Origin of the sequence: Aeromicrobium sp. YIM 150415 (assembly GCF_016918125.1) — a bacterium.
In the GTDB taxonomy this organism is placed as follows: domain Bacteria; phylum Actinomycetota; class Actinomycetes; order Propionibacteriales; family Nocardioidaceae; genus Aeromicrobium; species Aeromicrobium piscarium.
Genome location: NZ_JAERWM010000029.1, coordinates 54,901 through 69,363 on the forward strand (window position 1 = coordinate 54,901; position 14,463 = coordinate 69,363).

At 69.4% G+C, this 14,463-nt stretch carries 14 protein-coding genes; 10 read left to right on the forward strand and 4 right to left on the reverse strand.

Annotated elements, in window-relative coordinates:
• Positions 1 to 3 precede the first annotated feature (3 nt).
• Together JL108_RS17470 and JL108_RS17475 are read right to left on the reverse strand one after the other, a co-directional pair.
• Positions 4 to 1,104 (reverse strand): serine hydrolase, encoded by a 1,101-nt coding sequence (locus JL108_RS17470; protein ID WP_205199406.1) that lies wholly within the window; start codon positions 1,102 to 1,104, stop codon positions 4 to 6.
• A gap of 18 nt (positions 1,105 to 1,122) precedes the next feature.
• A complete protein-coding gene (locus tag JL108_RS17475) occupies positions 1,123 to 2,643 on the reverse strand; it encodes an AMP-binding protein (protein ID WP_205199407.1) in 1,521 nt (506 codons plus the stop codon).
• A gap of 157 nt (positions 2,644 to 2,800) precedes the next feature.
• Between JL108_RS17475 and JL108_RS17480 the strand changes: the two genes are divergently transcribed.
• Entirely contained in the window at positions 2,801 to 3,295 is a 495-nt protein-coding gene (locus tag JL108_RS17480) for a hypothetical protein (RefSeq protein ID WP_205199408.1), read from the forward strand.
• A gap of 186 nt (positions 3,296 to 3,481) precedes the next feature.
• On the opposite strand, the gene JL108_RS17485 is transcribed toward JL108_RS17480, so the two are convergent.
• Positions 3,482 to 4,342, reverse strand: a complete 861-nt coding sequence (locus JL108_RS17485; protein ID WP_205199409.1) for a 3-hydroxybutyryl-CoA dehydrogenase — start codon at positions 4,340 to 4,342, stop codon at positions 3,482 to 3,484.
• 105 nt (positions 4,343 to 4,447) lie between these two features.
• On the opposite strand from JL108_RS17485, the gene JL108_RS17490 reads away from it, so the two are divergent.
• From JL108_RS17490 to JL108_RS17530, 9 genes are all read left to right on the forward strand, one after another.
• Complete coding sequence (locus tag JL108_RS17490) at positions 4,448 to 4,837, forward strand: hypothetical protein (protein WP_205199410.1); 390 nt, start codon at positions 4,448 to 4,450, stop codon at positions 4,835 to 4,837.
• A 166-nt stretch (positions 4,838 to 5,003) separates the two neighbouring features.
• Positions 5,004 to 5,741 carry a dienelactone hydrolase family protein gene (locus JL108_RS17495; protein ID WP_205199411.1) on the forward strand — a complete coding sequence of 246 codons (738 nt, stop codon included), beginning with the start codon at positions 5,004 to 5,006 and terminating at the stop codon, positions 5,739 to 5,741.
• Positions 5,742 to 6,092: 351 nt separating this feature from the next.
• Positions 6,093 to 6,830 carry a GntR family transcriptional regulator gene (locus JL108_RS17500; RefSeq protein ID WP_205199412.1) on the forward strand — a complete coding sequence of 246 codons (738 nt, stop codon included), beginning with the start codon at positions 6,093 to 6,095 and terminating at the stop codon, positions 6,828 to 6,830.
• A 78-nt stretch (positions 6,831 to 6,908) separates the two neighbouring features.
• Positions 6,909 to 7,370, forward strand: a complete 462-nt coding sequence (locus tag JL108_RS17505) for a PTS sugar transporter subunit IIA (protein WP_205199413.1) — start codon at positions 6,909 to 6,911, stop codon at positions 7,368 to 7,370.
• 1 nt (position 7,371) lies between these two features.
• Positions 7,372 to 7,665 (forward strand): PTS sugar transporter subunit IIB, encoded by a 294-nt coding sequence (locus JL108_RS17510; RefSeq protein WP_205199414.1) that lies wholly within the window; start codon positions 7,372 to 7,374, stop codon positions 7,663 to 7,665.
• A 39-nt stretch (positions 7,666 to 7,704) separates the two neighbouring features.
• Positions 7,705 to 9,084: a PTS ascorbate transporter subunit IIC gene (locus tag JL108_RS17515; protein WP_143913659.1), complete on the forward strand. Its 1,380-nt coding sequence runs from the start codon at positions 7,705 to 7,707 to the stop codon at positions 9,082 to 9,084.
• The gene (locus JL108_RS17520; RefSeq protein ID WP_205199415.1) at positions 9,081 to 9,890 is read left to right on the forward strand and encodes a transketolase; all 810 of its coding nucleotides are present in this window, start codon (positions 9,081 to 9,083) and stop codon (positions 9,888 to 9,890) included. The genes JL108_RS17515 and JL108_RS17520 overlap by 4 nt, the downstream gene beginning before the upstream one ends.
• 5 nt (positions 9,891 to 9,895) lie before the next feature.
• A complete protein-coding gene (locus JL108_RS17525; protein WP_205199416.1) occupies positions 9,896 to 10,876 on the forward strand; it encodes a transketolase family protein in 981 nt (326 codons plus the stop codon).
• A complete protein-coding gene (locus JL108_RS17530) occupies positions 10,873 to 12,879 on the forward strand; it encodes a transketolase (protein ID WP_205199417.1) in 2,007 nt (668 codons plus the stop codon). The genes JL108_RS17525 and JL108_RS17530 overlap by 4 nt, the downstream gene beginning before the upstream one ends.
• 191 nt (positions 12,880 to 13,070) lie before the next feature.
• On the opposite strand, the gene JL108_RS17535 is transcribed toward JL108_RS17530, so the two are convergent.
• Positions 13,071 to 14,432 carry an FAD-dependent oxidoreductase gene (locus tag JL108_RS17535; protein WP_205199418.1) on the reverse strand — a complete coding sequence of 454 codons (1,362 nt, stop codon included), beginning with the start codon at positions 14,430 to 14,432 and terminating at the stop codon, positions 13,071 to 13,073.
• Positions 14,433 to 14,463: the final 31 nt, after the last annotated feature.

Here is a 14,463-nt window from a genome sequence, read left to right on the forward strand (position 1 = left end):
TTCTCAGGCGGTGAGCTGCCAGAAGCGTTTGAGGAGCGGCGACATGAACTCGGCGTCGAAGCCCACCTGGGTGAGCAGGATGCCCGCCGTGCGGCGGCGCGGATCGGCGAACAGGGTCGTGCCCGTGCCGCCGGACCAGCCGAAGCGATCGGTCGATCCGTACCGCGGCCGCACGTCGACGCTCACGCCATAGCCCCATCCGGTGCCGGGCTCGAGGAAGAGCTCGCTCATCGCGCGTTGACCCGGTGCGCGGTGGTCCTGGCGCATCGCGTCGATCACCCCTCCGGGCAGTCCGGTGTCCTCTCCGAGGAACGCGAGGGCCAGTCGGGTCAGATCAGCGGCGGTCGAGAAGAGGCCGGTCGCTCCGCCGCGGATCGCCGGCGTGATGTTCGCCTCCGGGTCGCCGGCCGGACGCTCGATCGTGGGCGGGTCGCCGGTGAGGAGCGCCGGGAGTCGCGGCAGCGTCCGCTCGTCCAGGGTGTAGGTCGTCTCGCCCATGCCTAGCGGCCCCGTGACGTGCTCGGCGAGCAGCGCATCGAGGTCGGCGCCACCGGTACGCTCCAGCAAGATGCCGAGCGCCGTGTGGGACGAGTCGTAGAGCCACCCCTCGCCGGGCTGATGGATCATCGGCAGTGCTCCGACCTGCTCGAGCCAGGTGGCGGGGTCCATCGCCGGGGCGAAGGCGCTCGGCCCGAGGCCATGATCGGTGATCGCCCGCTGGAGCGGCTGGCTGCCGTCGAAGGCCGGATGCCAGCCGAAGCCCATCCCCATCGTCAGCAGGTCGTGCACCGTGAGAGCCCGGCGGACGGGCACCGTGTCGTCTAGGTCGGAGCCCAGGGCCCGCAGCACCCGTCGTCCGGACAGCTCGGGCAACCAGCGATCGATCCGGTCGTCCAGCGCGAGAACGCCTCGATCGGCCAGGCACAGTGTCAGCATCGCGACGAGCGGCTTGGTGAGCGAGGCGATGCGGAAGACGCTGTCGGGCTCGTGGCCGACGGAGTCCACGGTCGCGCGGCCGTCGCGGATCGTCACCCACACCGCACCGGGCAGCGTCTGCTCGGTCCTCGTTCGCTCGATCAGGTGGCGAACGCCGTCAGTGCTCATCACCGGCAGTGTGCCAGATCAGTTGACGGTGCGGTCGCGACCGGACCAGAACTCCTGGCGCAGCTTGAACTTCTGCAGCTTGCCGGTCGCTGTGCGGGCCAGCTCCTCGCGGAACTCGACGCGTTTCGGCACCTTGTAGCCGGCCAGCCGCTCGCGGGCATGGGCCTTCAGCTCATCATCGGTGACCTCGCCCTCGATCACCACGAGCGCGGTGACGAGCTCACCCCACTTGTCATCGGGGATGCCGATGACGGCGACCTCGCGGACGGCCGGGTGCGAGGCGAGAGCATCCTCGACCTCGATCGACGATACGTTCTCGCCACCGGAGACGATGACGTCCTTCTTGCGGTCGAGGATCGTCACCTGGCCGTCCTCATAGGTGCCACCGTCGCCCGTATGGAACCAGCCGTCCGCGAGCGACTCGGCACTCGCCTCGGGGTTGTCCCAGTACCCCTCGAGCACGGTATTGGAGCGGGCGAGGATCTCGCCGGAGTCGTTCACCATGATCTGCGTGGAGAGGGCGGGGGCCCCGGCACGCCCGAGGAGGCGAGCTTGTTCGGTGGGCTCTTCGTCCTCCCATTCCTCGCGCATCCGGCTCATGGTCAGCAGGGGAGCGGTCTCGGTGAGCCCGTAGATCTGGATGAACTCCCACCCGAGCTCCTCGCGGACCCGCTCGATCGTGCGGGTGGGCGGCGGCGCGCCGGCCACGACGCAGCGGACACGGTCTCGTCCGGTCGGGCCGTCCCAGTCCTTCAGCGCATCGAGGACCGCCGAGAGCACCGCCGGCGCGCAGCACAGGAAGGTCACGCCGTGCTGCTCGATCCGCCTCAGGATCTCCGCACCGTCGATCTGGCGGAGCACGATGTGACGCCCGCCCATGCCGGTGACCGCGTAGACCTGGCCCCAGCCGTTGCAGTGGAACATCGGCAGCGTGTGCAGGTAGACATCGCGATCGTTCACGGAGGACTGCCACCCGAAGACGGTGGCATTCGTCCACAGCGCGCGATGGGTCAACTGCACGCCCTTGGGCCGGGCCGTGGTGCCCGAGGTGTAGTTGATCGTGGCCGTCGCGTCCTCGTCGGGCGCCCACGGCTCGGGTTCGGCGGTGCTCGACCAGATCTTCTCGTCGTCCTCGCCCAGCACGAAGATGTGCGGTGCGTCGATCGCCTCGGCCAGGTGCGCGAGGTCGGGGTCGAGCATCACGACCTCGGCACCGCTGTGCTCGACGATGTACTGGACCTCCGCGGGGGCGAGGCGGAAGTTGACCGGCACGAGGATGCGGCCCCACGCCGAGACGCCGAAGAACGAGACGAGCAGGCGGGCCGCGTTGTGGGACACACAGGCGACCCGGGCGCCCCGCTCGATGCCGAGCTCGTCGAGGGTCGCGGCCTGCGAGCGCGCCAGCCGCATCACATCGCGATACGTCAGCTCGCCCCACGAGGGTGCGGTCTGGTTCGGCTCGTCGACGACCGCGACCCGGTCGGGGTAGACCGTGTACGCGCGATCGAGGAAGTCGCGGACACTGAACGGGACCTTCATGAGTGCTCCTTTGGCGACGACGGGTCGTGTGACGGGTCTCACTGCATTGAAGCACTCGTGCGGTAGCACCACATCCGCAGTCGGGTTCCGTTCCGTGTCCTGCCCTCGGTGATAGCGTGACCGCGATCTCGCCGATGTCGAGGACGAGGAGCTGACGATGGCCGTGCTCAATGTCCATGAGCGTCGGCTGCCCGTGCCTCCGTCGGTCGTCGGTGCCCTTCTCGACACCCTCGCGAGCGAGGACGATCGGCTGTGGCCCGATGAGAGTTGGCCGGCGATGCGTCTCGATCGCGGTCTCGCCCCGGGGGCGGCCGGCGGCCACGGTCCGATCCGGTACGAGGTGGCGCACCATGTTCCCGGTCAGTGGGTCCGGTTCGTCTTCACCGCGCCGGCCGGTTTCGAGGGCTTCCATGAGTTCACCGTCCGGGGCGACACCGGCGGCAGCGTCCTGCGGCACACGCTGGCGATGCGCACCCACGCGATGGCCCGGGTGTCCTGGCCGCTGTTGTTCCGTCCGCTCCACGATGCGCTCATCGAGGACAGTCTCGCCAAGGCGCTCGCCGAGGTCGGCGGCGGAGCGGCGCCGGTCCGCTGGACACCGCTGGTCCGTGGCCTGCGCCGGCTCCTGGCGCGGTTCGCGTCGGGGCGGTGAGTGGTCAACCTCGGCCGCGGGCGGTGGTTGACCACTCACCGCGATGGGACCTCGACCGGAGTCGGTGAGTAGCCAACCACGGCTGTGACCGCGCTGGTTGATGGGTCACCGCGATCGTGTGGTGGCAGATGGCGGTGGGTGGTGAACCACCCGTCGCGCTGTGCGGACCGGCCAGGCCGGTCACCGTCACGAGTCGTAGGGGTAGAAGCCCTGGCCCGACTTCTTGCCCAGCAGGCCGGCGTCGACCATCCGGTCCAGCAGCGGCGGCGGGGAGTAGAGGGGCTCCTTGAACTCCTCGTACATCGACTCGCCGATCGCCTGGATCGTGTCGAGGCCGATGAGATCGCTCAGCGCCAGGGGCCCCATCGGGTGACCGCAGCCCAGCACCATGCCCTGGTCGATGTCCTCGGCCGAGGCGTATCCCGCCTCGTACATGCGGATCGCCGAGAGCAGATAGGGCACGAGCAGCGAGTTGACGATGAAGCCCGCGCGGTCGGTCGCGTCGATCGGGCGCTTGCCGAGGCTGTCGGTGACGTAGGAGCGCATCCGGTCCAGCGTCGCGGGCGCCGTGGTGAGCGAGGGGATCAGCTCGACGAGCTTCATGACCGGCGCGGGGTTGAAGAAGTGCACGCCCATGACGTGGTTGGCGCGGCCGGAGACGGCTCCAAGCTTGACGATCGGGATCGACGAGGTGTTGGACGCGAGGATCGCATCGTCGTCGTCGAGGATCGAGCCGACCTTGGTGAAGAGGTCGAGCTTGACCTGCTCGTTCTCGCTGGCGGCCTCGACGACGAGCTGACGGTCCGCGAGAGCTCCCAGGTCGGACGTCGGATGGATACGGTCCAGGGTCGCGGCGAGGTCGTCGGCGGTGATCTTGCCCCGCTGCTCGGCCTTGCGCAGCGAGCCCTCGATGCGTCCACGGGCAGCGTTGGCCGCCTCGTCGGAGATCTCCACGAGCACGACATCGAGTCCTGCTCGCGCGTTCACCTCGGCGATGCCCGAGCCCATCAGCCCGCCGCCGATGACACCCATACGTTCGATCGTCATGCCACTCCTTAGATGAGGGAATCCTCATGTTCGATTCTACGGCGCGGGATGACCGGCCGGCAGAGGGCCTCGTGATGGGATGGGACGGTGCGACGTGTGAGGGCGATGACGGCTGGTCTGATGGTGGCGGTCGTGCTCGCCGGATGCAGCGGCGAGGACCCGCAACCCCAGCCCAGTGAGCCCACCGAGAGTGCCGAGTCCGGGCTCGCCGAGGGCGAGCCCGACATGGGAGCGCTGACCAGCTTCACCTGCCAGGCCGACGAGGAGGGTCAGTGGTCGGCGACCGGTGTGATCGCCAACGGCGAGGAGACGTCGGAGAGCTACCAGGTCACGGTGCTCGTCGCGGACAGCGACGCCGGCAACGCGAAGTCGACGCTGCTCGACCAGGTGCAGCCGGGGGAGTCGGCGACCTTCGAGATCGCGGAGATACCGCCGAACGGCGAGGAACCGACCTGCCGGGTCACCGTCATCCGGATCGCGACCGGGGCGAGCTGATCACGATGGTCCGCCGCCGCGGCCGCCGGTAGACTTTCAACTCCGAACCACACCACGAGGAGGGATACCCATGCACGGATCGACGTGGGCGCTCCTCGTGGAGGTCACGGTCGGACGATAGGTCGTCCGGGAGCGCCGCTCAGACGCACTCCCGAAAGGCACGACCATGCGCATCACCTCCGAACGGCGCCTCGACGCCGGCATCATCGAACGGACCTTCTCCCTGGGTGAGATCCCGGGAATCCTCTGGACGCCTCCGGGGGCTTCGGTCTCGGAGCCGGTCCCGCTCATCCTGGTGGGCCATCCCGGTGGGCTGAGGCAGCTGTACCCACGACTGGTGGACCGGGCTCGAGGCTCGGTCGCGGAGGGGTTCGCCGCCGCGACGATCGAGCTTCCCGGCAGCGGTGAGCGCCCTGCCTCGGCGTCGACGACCCAGGCACGCGCCGATCTGCGGGAGGCCCTCGCTGAAGGCGAGCGGCCGAGCGAGGAGGTCGTCGATCGCCTGATCCTCCCGTTGGTCGAACAGGCGGTCCCGGAATGGCGGTCCGCCTTGGACGACCTGTTGAACCTGCCCGAGCTCAGGGGACCCGTCGGATTCTCCGGCGGGGTGATCGCCATCGCCACTCGTCTGGCGGTCGTCGAGCCGCGTATCGCGGCCGCGGGCCTGTTCGCCGGGAGCTTCGTGCCCCGTTCCATCATCGAGGAGGCTCGTCGGGTCACCATCCCCCTGCATGTCCTGCTGCAGTGGGACGACGAGGGGAACGACCGACAGGCCGCGCTGGACCTGTTCGATGCCTTCGGCTCCAGGGAGAAGACGCTGTACGCCAATCTGGGCGGACATACGGGCGTCCCCCGGTTCGCGGGAGACGACGCGGCGCGCTTCTTCGCGCGGCATCTGGGCTGAGCGGGGCCGCGGCGTCTCGCGTTCCTGGGCGTTGTCATCGGCGTCGCCGTCGAGGCCGACGGCCACCACGACCGCCGCGTCATCCGTCGGGCTGAGGCTGTCGACGGTCACGGTGCAGGACAAGGGTACGGATCCGCCGTTGCTGAAGGGCAGCACGGTTTCCGGATCCGCGGTCTCGTCGAGGAGCAGGAGCTCGGGGGAGCCCCCTTCGGCTGCGCTACGGTCACCGCTGCCCTCATCGCGAGTTGCATCGCTGATCGAAGGTCACCCCGACTCACCCTTGTGACGGGGGACACGCTGATGCTACCCTCCAGATGTCATGTCGTTATGATGTCTTAGATTGGTATTACATTGGCCATCAAGTACCTGGAGATCCGGGACCACTTGCGCCGGCGCATCGAGTCCATGAGCGTCGGTGATCCGCTGCCCCCCGAGCACGTCCTGTGCGAGGAATACGGTGCCAGCCGCATCACCCTGCGCAAGGCGATCGACGGCCTGGTCGACCAGGACCTGCTGGTACGCGAGCAGGGACGCGGCACCTTCGTCTCGCAGCCGATGCATCCGCACCGCTACAGCGAGAGCTTCAACCACCGCATCGGCGGCTTCTACAGCGAGATGGCCGAGCGGGGGCACGAGGTCGGCAGCGAGGTCCTGACCCAGCGCGTCATCGCGGCCCCGCCCCGCATCGCCGAGTTGCTGGACCTGCCTCCCGCATCGTCCCTCGTCGAGCTCGTGCGGCTCCGCACTGTCGACGGCGCCCCGAACCACATCGTGCACACCTTCCTGCCGGCCGAGCGCTTCGCGGCGGTCGCCGATAACGACTTCAACACGGGCTCGCTCTATGAGTTCCTGCGCCGCGAGCTCGGCATCGAGCTCGCCCGGGCCCGGCTCGCGGTCTCGATCGGGGAGGCGGACGCCGACGAGGCCGAGCGGCTCGACGTGCCCGCCGACTCGCCGCTGCTGGTCGTCGAGTCGACCGTCTTCGATCCGGGCGGTGATCCGCTGCTGTTCGGTTTCTCGCGTCTTCGTCCCGATGTCAACCAGGTGGAGTTCGAAGTGGTCTCCCAGAGCGGCAAGGAGCTGTCATGACCGAGCGGAGCGAGGGAACGACGGGGGCGTCATGGCGGCGCCCGCGTATCGTGTGGTTGTTCTCTGGCGGGTGCCGTCATGACTGAGTTGCTCGATCTCCTCCCCGAGGACGGCATCGTCCTGGGCGCCGCCGCGAAGGACTGGCGAGAGCTCACCGAGACCGTCGGCGAGCTTCTGGTCGACGCCGATGTCGCCGAACCGTCCTACACCGGCGCGATGATCCGCAATGTCGAGACCAACGGCCCCTACCTCGTCATCGCCCCCGGACTGGCGTTGCTCCACGCGCGCCCCGAGGAGGGGGCTCGCGCCCCCGGCCTCGTCCTGGTCACCCCACGGACACCGATCGAGTTCGGCCACTCCACCAATGACCCCGTCCGGGTCGCCCTCGGCCTGACCGCGGTCGACGCGACCGGCCATCTCGACCTGCTCGGCGCCATCGGCGCCATCTTCACCCACCCCGACGCCGTCGATCGGATCGCCGCCGCGCGCACCAGCGCCGAGCTGCGTGACGTCGTCGCCCATCTCACCGAGGAGAACTGACATGAACGAGAAACTGCTGGTCGTCTGCGGCACGGGCATGGGGAGCTCGATGATCCTCAAGATGATGGTCGACCAGGTGGTCGGCGCGCAGAAGCTTCCCTTCGACGTCAGCTCGGACCTCGCCTCGAGCGCGCGCTCCTCCGGCGCCGACGTCATCGTGGCCGGCCTCGATCTGGCCCCCACCCTCACCAATGTGCCGGCGACCGTCATCGGCATCAAGAACATCCTCGACAAGGCCGAGATCGCCTCCGCCCTCGAGGACTACCTCGCGTCCAAGAGCGACGGCGAGGACTGAGCACTCCCACCGCTGCGGGAGTCGTAGAAAGGCAGAAGGATGGACATCCTCAAGGTGATCGTCACCGATATCCTCGGTGACGCGGCGTTCCTGGTCGGCCTGTTCGCGCTGGTCGGCCTGGTATTGCAGAAGAAGGCGTTCCCCGACGTCTTCGCAGGCACGGTCAAGACCATCGTCGGGTTCTTGATCTTCGGTGTCGGTGCGGCGGCCGCGGTGGCCACGCTCGGCAACTTCCAGACCCTCTTCTCCGAGGGCTTCGGCATCGACGGCGTGCTGCCGATCTCCGAGGGCGTCACCGCCCTCGCGCTGACCAGCTTCGGCACGCAGACCGCGATCATCATGGTGATCGGCCTGCTGGCCAACCTGCTGGTCGCCCGTCTCACCCCGATGAAGTACGTCTTCCTCACGGGTCAGCACAATCTCTTCTTCTCCGCGATCCTGGCGATCGTGCTGTCCGCCTCGGGCGCATCCGATCTGGTCACCGTCGTCGTGGGCGGTCTGCTGCTCGGCTTCTTCGCCGCCTTCTTCCCGTGGCTCTGCCGCAATGCGATGCCGAAGGTGACCGGGACCGACGACATCGGCATCGGCCACTACGTCACGATCGGCTACGCCTTCAGCTCCTGGCTCGGCGGCAAGGTCGGCGACCCGGCCAAGAGCACCGAGAACATCAAGCTGCCGAAGAGCCTCGGCTTCTTCCGCGACTACGTGGCCTCGATCGCGCTGACCATGGTGGTGTTCTTCTACATCGCGACCGTCGCGGCCGGCAAGGGCGTGACCGATGAGCTGGCCGGCGGCACCAACTGGCTGGTCTTCCCGCTCATCCAGGCGCTCACCTTCGCGGCCGCCGTCTACATCATCATCACCGGTGTGCGGATGTTCCTCGGCGAGATCGTCCCGGCCTTCCTCGGCATCTCCGAGAAGGTCGTCCCCGGGGTGCGCCCGGCACTCGACTGCCCGGCAGTCTTCCCCTACGCCCCGACCGCCGTCATCGTCGGCTTCCTCACCTCGTACGCGGCCGGCCTGGTCATGATGGGCCTCTACATCGGCCTCGGCTGGACCGTCATCATCCCCGTCGCCATCCCGTACTTCTTCATCGGTGGCACGGCAGCGGTCTTCGGCAACGCGACCGGCGGCTGGAAGGGTGCCGTGACGGGCTCGGCGATCGTCGGCGTGCTCATCTCGCTCGGCCCCCAGCTGATCTACCCGATCATGGACAGCGTCGGCCTGCAGGGCTCGTCCTTCCCCGAGACCGACTTCACCGCCGTGGGCTGGCCGCTCTACCAGGTCCTGCAGCTCGGCACCGGCGTCGGCATCGCCATCACGTTCGCGGTCGTCGCCGCGATCGCGGCGGTCGTCTTCGGCATCGACCGTCGTGAGAAGTCGCGTCGCGCGGTGGCCACCGAGGGGGCCGAGCAGTGACAGTACTGAGCAGCGAGGCCTCCGCGCGACTACCTGCGCTGCGTGGCCGCATCCTGCGAATGATCCACGACGCGCAGGCCGGACACCCGGGGGGCTCGCTCTCGGTCATCGACCTGCTGGCCGTGATCATGCTCGACAAGGGTCGCTTCACCGGCGACGCCGACCTCCGCGACTGGCTGGTGCTCGCCAAGGGCCACGCGGTCCCGGCGCTCTACGCGATGCTCGTCGAGCTGGGCGATCTGGACGAGTCCGAGCTCGCCAGCTATCGGCACCTGGGCTCGAGCCTGCAGGGACACCCGGATCGTCGTAAGACCCCCGGTGTGCAGGTCTCGACCGGGCACCTGGGGCAGGGCCTCTCCGTCGCGCTCGGCATCGCCATGGGTGAGCGCCGACGCGACTCGGGACGTCACGTCTGGGCCGTGGCCGGCGAAGGCGATCTGCACGAGGGCCAGTCGTGGGAGGCGCTCATGGCCGCCGCGCACCACGGCATCGGCGATCTGACCGTGGTGGTCGACGCCAACGGCCTCACCCAGCACGGCCCGGTCGGCCGGATCATGGGGCTGGAGCCGCTGGCCGCGAAGCTCGAGAGCTTCGGCTGGGCGACGGTCGAGGCCGAAGGCCACGATCCGATCGCCTTCGGCGCGGCGCTTGACGAGGTGCGCGCCGACTCGCGACCCGGCGCGGTCGTCGCGCGCACGGTCAAGGGACACGGCGTCTCCTTCATGGAGAACGTCCGCGAATGGCACTCGCGCGGCCTCGACGACGACGAACTGCGCCGGGCACTCGACGAGATCGGCGAAGGGTAGGCGACATGGCGGCGAAGACCGATGTATACGGAGACCTGCGGGCTCCACGCGAGATGATCGGATCGACCCTGGTCGAGCTCATCGAGGCGGGTGAGGACGTCGTCGTCCTCGATGGCGATCTCGGCCTGTCGACCCGTTTGGGTCCCGTCGAGGACGCGCATCCGGACCGCCTGGTGCAGCTCGGCGTGGCTGAACAGAACGCGATGGGGGTCGCCACCGGACTCTCGTACACGGGCGTCCGGCCGGTGTTCGTGTCGATGGCGATGTTCGCGCTCGCACTGCCGTGGACCCAGTTGCGGCAAGCGGCCTATGCCGGTGCGCCGGTGGTCGTGATCGGCACGCACCCGGGCGTCGACATGGGGCCGGACGGCGGCACCCACCAGTGCCTGGAGGATCTCGCGCTGGCGCGCGCGATCCCCGAGCTCGTCGTCCTGACCCCGGCCGACTCGGCCCAGACCGCGAACGCGATCGCCTGGGCGGTGCGTCAGCGCGAGCACCCGGTCTACATCCGGGTGGGCCGGCACCCTGTCGCTCAGCTCTACGACCCCGACGCCGAGTTCGCTCCGGGCGGGCACGAGGTGATCGCCGACCATGGCGGCCGGGCGCTGATCGTGACGGAGGGATCGACCGCATCGCTCGGTCGCGATGCCGCCGATGCCCTGGCCGACCGTGGGATCGGCGCGCGCGTCGTCCACCTCCCGTCGCTCAAGCCGCTCGACGCAGACGGGATCCGTGCGGCGGCGTCCGGCTGCGAGCTCGTCGTCACCGTTGAGAACCACAGCGTCATCGGGGGGCTCGGGGACGCCGTCTGCGGTGTCGTCGGCCCCCAGGGTGCTCGCGTCGAACGCATCGGCACCCCCGATGTGTTCGGCATGTCCGCCACCGGCGATGAGATGCGTGAGGCCTTCGGCTTGACGCCCGACGCCGTCGCCGCGCGGATCGACGCGTGGCTGTCCACACCATCCGTTGGAGGAACTGCTCGATGACCATCACGTCCACGACCTCGCCGGTGCTCGACACGGAGGTCGTCACGACCGCGCGCGGCCTGAGCATCGACGCCGTCGAACGGGCCGGCTCCGGCCACCCGGGCACCGCGCTGGCGCTCACCCCGGTGGCGCAGCTGCTGTACGGGCGGCACCTGCGCCACGACCCGGCCGACCCGCAGTGGGCCGGACGGGACCGCTTCGTGCTGTCCTGTGGACACGCCAGCATCCTGCAGTACGTGCAGCTGTACCTGAGCGGCTACGACCTGACCCTCGACGACCTGCGCAGCTTCCGCAGGATCGGCAGCCGGACGGCCGGGCACCCCGAGTACGGGCACACGGTGGGCGTCGAGATGACCACCGGACCGCTCGGACAGGGTCTCGCCTCCTCCGTGGGGATGGCCATGGGATTCGCCCGACAGCGGGCGCTCTTCGATCCGGAGGCGCCGGCGGGAGAGTCTCCCTTCGACCGTGCCGTCTGGGTGCTGTGCAGTGACGGCGATCTGCAGGAGGGCATCTCCTATGAGGCCGGAGCGCTCGCCGGACGCCATGAGCTGGGCGCGCTGAACGTCGTCTTCGACGACAATCGCATCCAGATCGAGGGCGAGACCTCGCTGACCACCGGTGAGGACATCGCTGCGCGCTTCGAGGCCCAGGGCTGGCACGTCCAGCACGTCGGCCTCGCCGAGGACGGCGATATCGACGTCGCCGCACTGGACGCGGCCATGACCGCGGCGCGCGATGAGACGGCGCGACCCTCCATCATCGTGCTGCGATCGCAGATCGCCTGGCCGGCGCCGAATGCCATCAACACCCCCGGCGCCCATGGCTCACCCCTCGGCGGCGACGAGGCGGCCGCCACCAAGATCGCCCTCGGCCTCGATCCCGCGGCCACCTTCGTGGTCAGCGACGAGGTCCGCGCGCGGGCCGACCGCCGCGAGGAGGGCGCGCGGATACATCGCGCCTGGGACGAGCTCGACGCGCGCTGGCGCGAGCGTGAGCCCGAGCGCGCGAGTCGGTGGGATGCCGTCATCGGCGACCCGGGGACCGTCGAGGTGCCGGCCTTCGAGGCCGGGACGTCCGTGGCGACGCGTTCCGCGTCCGGTGCCTGCCTCGCCGCCCTGGCCCCGCAACTGCCGCAGCTGTGGGGTGGCTCGGCCGACCTCGGCGACAGCAACAAGACCACGATCCCCGGCGAGGTGTCGTTCCTCCCCGAGAGCCGTGACGGCCGCATCGTGCACTTCGGCGTCCGCGAGCACGCGATGGCCGCGATCGCCAACGGCATCGCCCTCGCGGGCGGCTCGCTGCCCTATGTCGGCACCTTCCTGGTGTTCAGCGACTACATGCGCGGCGCGATCCGCCTGGCGGCGCTCATGGGGTTGCCGGTGACCTATGTCTGGACCCACGACTCCGTCGCCCTCGGGGCTGACGGGCCGACCCATCAGCCGATCGAGCACCTCGCGTCCTTGCGGGCGATGCCGGGGCTCGATGTCGTGCGCCCGGCCGATGCCAAGGAGACCGCGGTCGCCTGGCGCCTGGCCGCCGAGCGCCGGACGAGGCCGATGGGCCTGGTCCTGGCGCGTCAGAACGTGCCGGTGCTGGACGCCGACGATGTCGTGGTGGAGGCCGGGGTCCGCGCCGGTGCCTACGCCGTCCTCGAGCCGGAGGCCGAGCCCGAGGTGGTCGTCGTGGCGACCGGCAGCGAGGTGGCGCTCGCGGTGGAGGCGGCCCGCTCGATCTCGGACGAGATCGCCGTGCGCGTGGTGTCGATGCCGTGCCGGGAGTGGTTCCTGGCGCGTCCGGCCGCCGAGCGCGATGCCCTTCTCCCTCCGGGCATCCGCGCGGTGGTCGTGGAGGCGGCGTCGTCCTTCGGCTGGGCCGAGGTGGTGGGCCGCGGCGCCGGATTCGTCACGGTGGACCGCTTCGGCGCCTCCGGCGATGCCGAGGACGTGCAGGCCGAGGTCGGGCTGACCGTCGAGAACGTGGTCGCTGCCCTCCGCGGCTGACGCGTCCCCGCCCCGGTCCCGGCGCTCACCTCGGTGGCGGTAGGCCATCAACTCTTCCCATTCGTCGGCGGTAGGTCATCAACCGAATCGGGCCTCGATAACGTTGATGGTCTACCGCCGACGGCGCAGGGACAAGACACAGAACGGCCCGCCTCCCGGAGGGGAGGCGGGCCGTTGCGTGTGCGCGACGGTCAGGCGCGGGCGATGCGGACCATGTCCTCGCGAGGCACGACCTTGACGCGCTCGCGCTCGGTCTCGTGGGCGTCGCCGAGTCCGAGCTCGTGGGCGTCGAGCTTCTCCCAGCCCTCCCACGTCGTGTACTCCAGGCCGCGCGAGTCGAGGTAGCGGTCGAAGGCCTCGGGCTCGGCGTGCTCGGGAGCCTCGAGGGCGTCGATATCGTCGACCAGCATGCCGATGGTCTGCGCCGCATCGGACTTGGTGTGTCCGATGAGGCCCACCGGCCCGCGCTTGATCCACCCGGTGACGTAGACCCCGGGGATCGGGGAGCCGTCGAGGTCGATGGCGTGGCCGCCGTCATTGGGCACCACGCCGGCCGCCGCGTCGAAGGGCAGGCCCGCGAGCACATCGGAGTAGTACCCGATCGCCCGGTAGACCGCCTGGATCGGCCAGTCCTTGAACTCGCCCGTGCCGCGGACATTGCCGGTGCCGTCGAGCTCGGTGATCTCGGTGCGCAGACCCACGACCCTGCCGTCCTCGCCGAGTACCTCGACGGGGCTCTGGCAGAAGTGGATGTGGATGCGGTGCGGCGCCCCGCTGGGCTCGGTGGCCAGGTACTTGGTCAGCACGTCGACGACGAGCTTCTGGCTCTTGGCGGCCTTGAGCGCCTCCATCGAGCCCTCGTCGAACTCGAAGCCCTCCGGGTGCACGATGACATCGATATTCGGGCTGTGGCTCAGCTCGCGCAGCTCCATCGGCGTGAACTTGACCTGCGCCGGGCCGCGCCGCGCGAACACGTGGACATCGGTGGTGGCGTTCTTCTTCAGGCCCTCGTAGACGTTCTCGGGGATCTCGGTGACGAGCAGCTCCTCGGCCGTCTTGGCCAGGATGCGGCTGACGTCGAGGCCGACATTGCCGACGCCGAGCACCGCGACCTCCTTGGCGTGCGGCTGGAAGTCCCAGTCGCGCGCCACATCGGGGTGCCCGTCGTACCAGTAGACGAAGTCCGCGGCGCCGTAGGAGCCGTCGAGGTCGATGCCGGGGATGTCGAGCTCGCGGTCGCGGCGGGCGCCGGTCGCGAAGACGACGGCGTCGTAGAACTGACGCAGATCCTCCAGCTTGATGTCATCGCCGAAGGCCACATTGCCGAAGAAGCGGATATCGGGATTGGCCATGACGCGCTTGAGCGCCTTGACGATCTCCTTGATCCGCGGGTGGTCCGGCGCGACGCCGTAGCGGATCAGGCCGAAGGGGGTGGGATCGCGGTCGATGAGGTCCACCGTCGCGTCGACGTCCTCGTTCTTGGTGAGGATGTCGGCGGCGTAGACGCCGGCCGGACCGGCGCCGACGACGGCGACCCGCAACTTCCTGCTCATGTCACTCCTGGAATACACGACAAAACTGCCC

Excerpts from the sequence above, each read along its gene's own strand:
- JL108_RS17505 (WP_205199413.1), top strand. The coding sequence starts at position 6,909 with ATGACTGAGTTGCTCGATCTCCTCCCCGAGGACGGCATCGTCCTGGGC.
- JL108_RS17485 (WP_205199409.1), bottom strand. The coding sequence starts at position 4,342 with ATGACGATCGAACGTATGGGTGTCATCGGCGGCGGGCTGATGGGCTCG.
- JL108_RS17490 (WP_205199410.1), top strand. The coding sequence starts at position 4,448 with ATGACGGCTGGTCTGATGGTGGCGGTCGTGCTCGCCGGATGCAGCGGC.
- JL108_RS17495 (WP_205199411.1), top strand. The coding sequence starts at position 5,004 with ATGCGCATCACCTCCGAACGGCGCCTCGACGCCGGCATCATCGAACGG.
- JL108_RS17525 (WP_205199416.1), top strand. The coding sequence starts at position 9,896 with ATGGCGGCGAAGACCGATGTATACGGAGACCTGCGGGCTCCACGCGAG.
- JL108_RS17510 (WP_205199414.1), top strand. The coding sequence starts at position 7,372 with ATGAACGAGAAACTGCTGGTCGTCTGCGGCACGGGCATGGGGAGCTCG.
- JL108_RS17475 (WP_205199407.1), bottom strand. The coding sequence starts at position 2,643 with ATGAAGGTCCCGTTCAGTGTCCGCGACTTCCTCGATCGCGCGTACACG.
- JL108_RS17470 (WP_205199406.1), bottom strand. The coding sequence starts at position 1,104 with ATGAGCACTGACGGCGTTCGCCACCTGATCGAGCGAACGAGGACCGAG.
- JL108_RS17530 (WP_205199417.1), top strand. The coding sequence starts at position 10,873 with ATGACCATCACGTCCACGACCTCGCCGGTGCTCGACACGGAGGTCGTC.
- JL108_RS17480 (WP_205199408.1), top strand. The coding sequence starts at position 2,801 with ATGGCCGTGCTCAATGTCCATGAGCGTCGGCTGCCCGTGCCTCCGTCG.
- JL108_RS17515 (WP_143913659.1), top strand. The coding sequence starts at position 7,705 with ATGGACATCCTCAAGGTGATCGTCACCGATATCCTCGGTGACGCGGCG.
- JL108_RS17535 (WP_205199418.1), bottom strand. The coding sequence starts at position 14,432 with ATGAGCAGGAAGTTGCGGGTCGCCGTCGTCGGCGCCGGTCCGGCCGGC.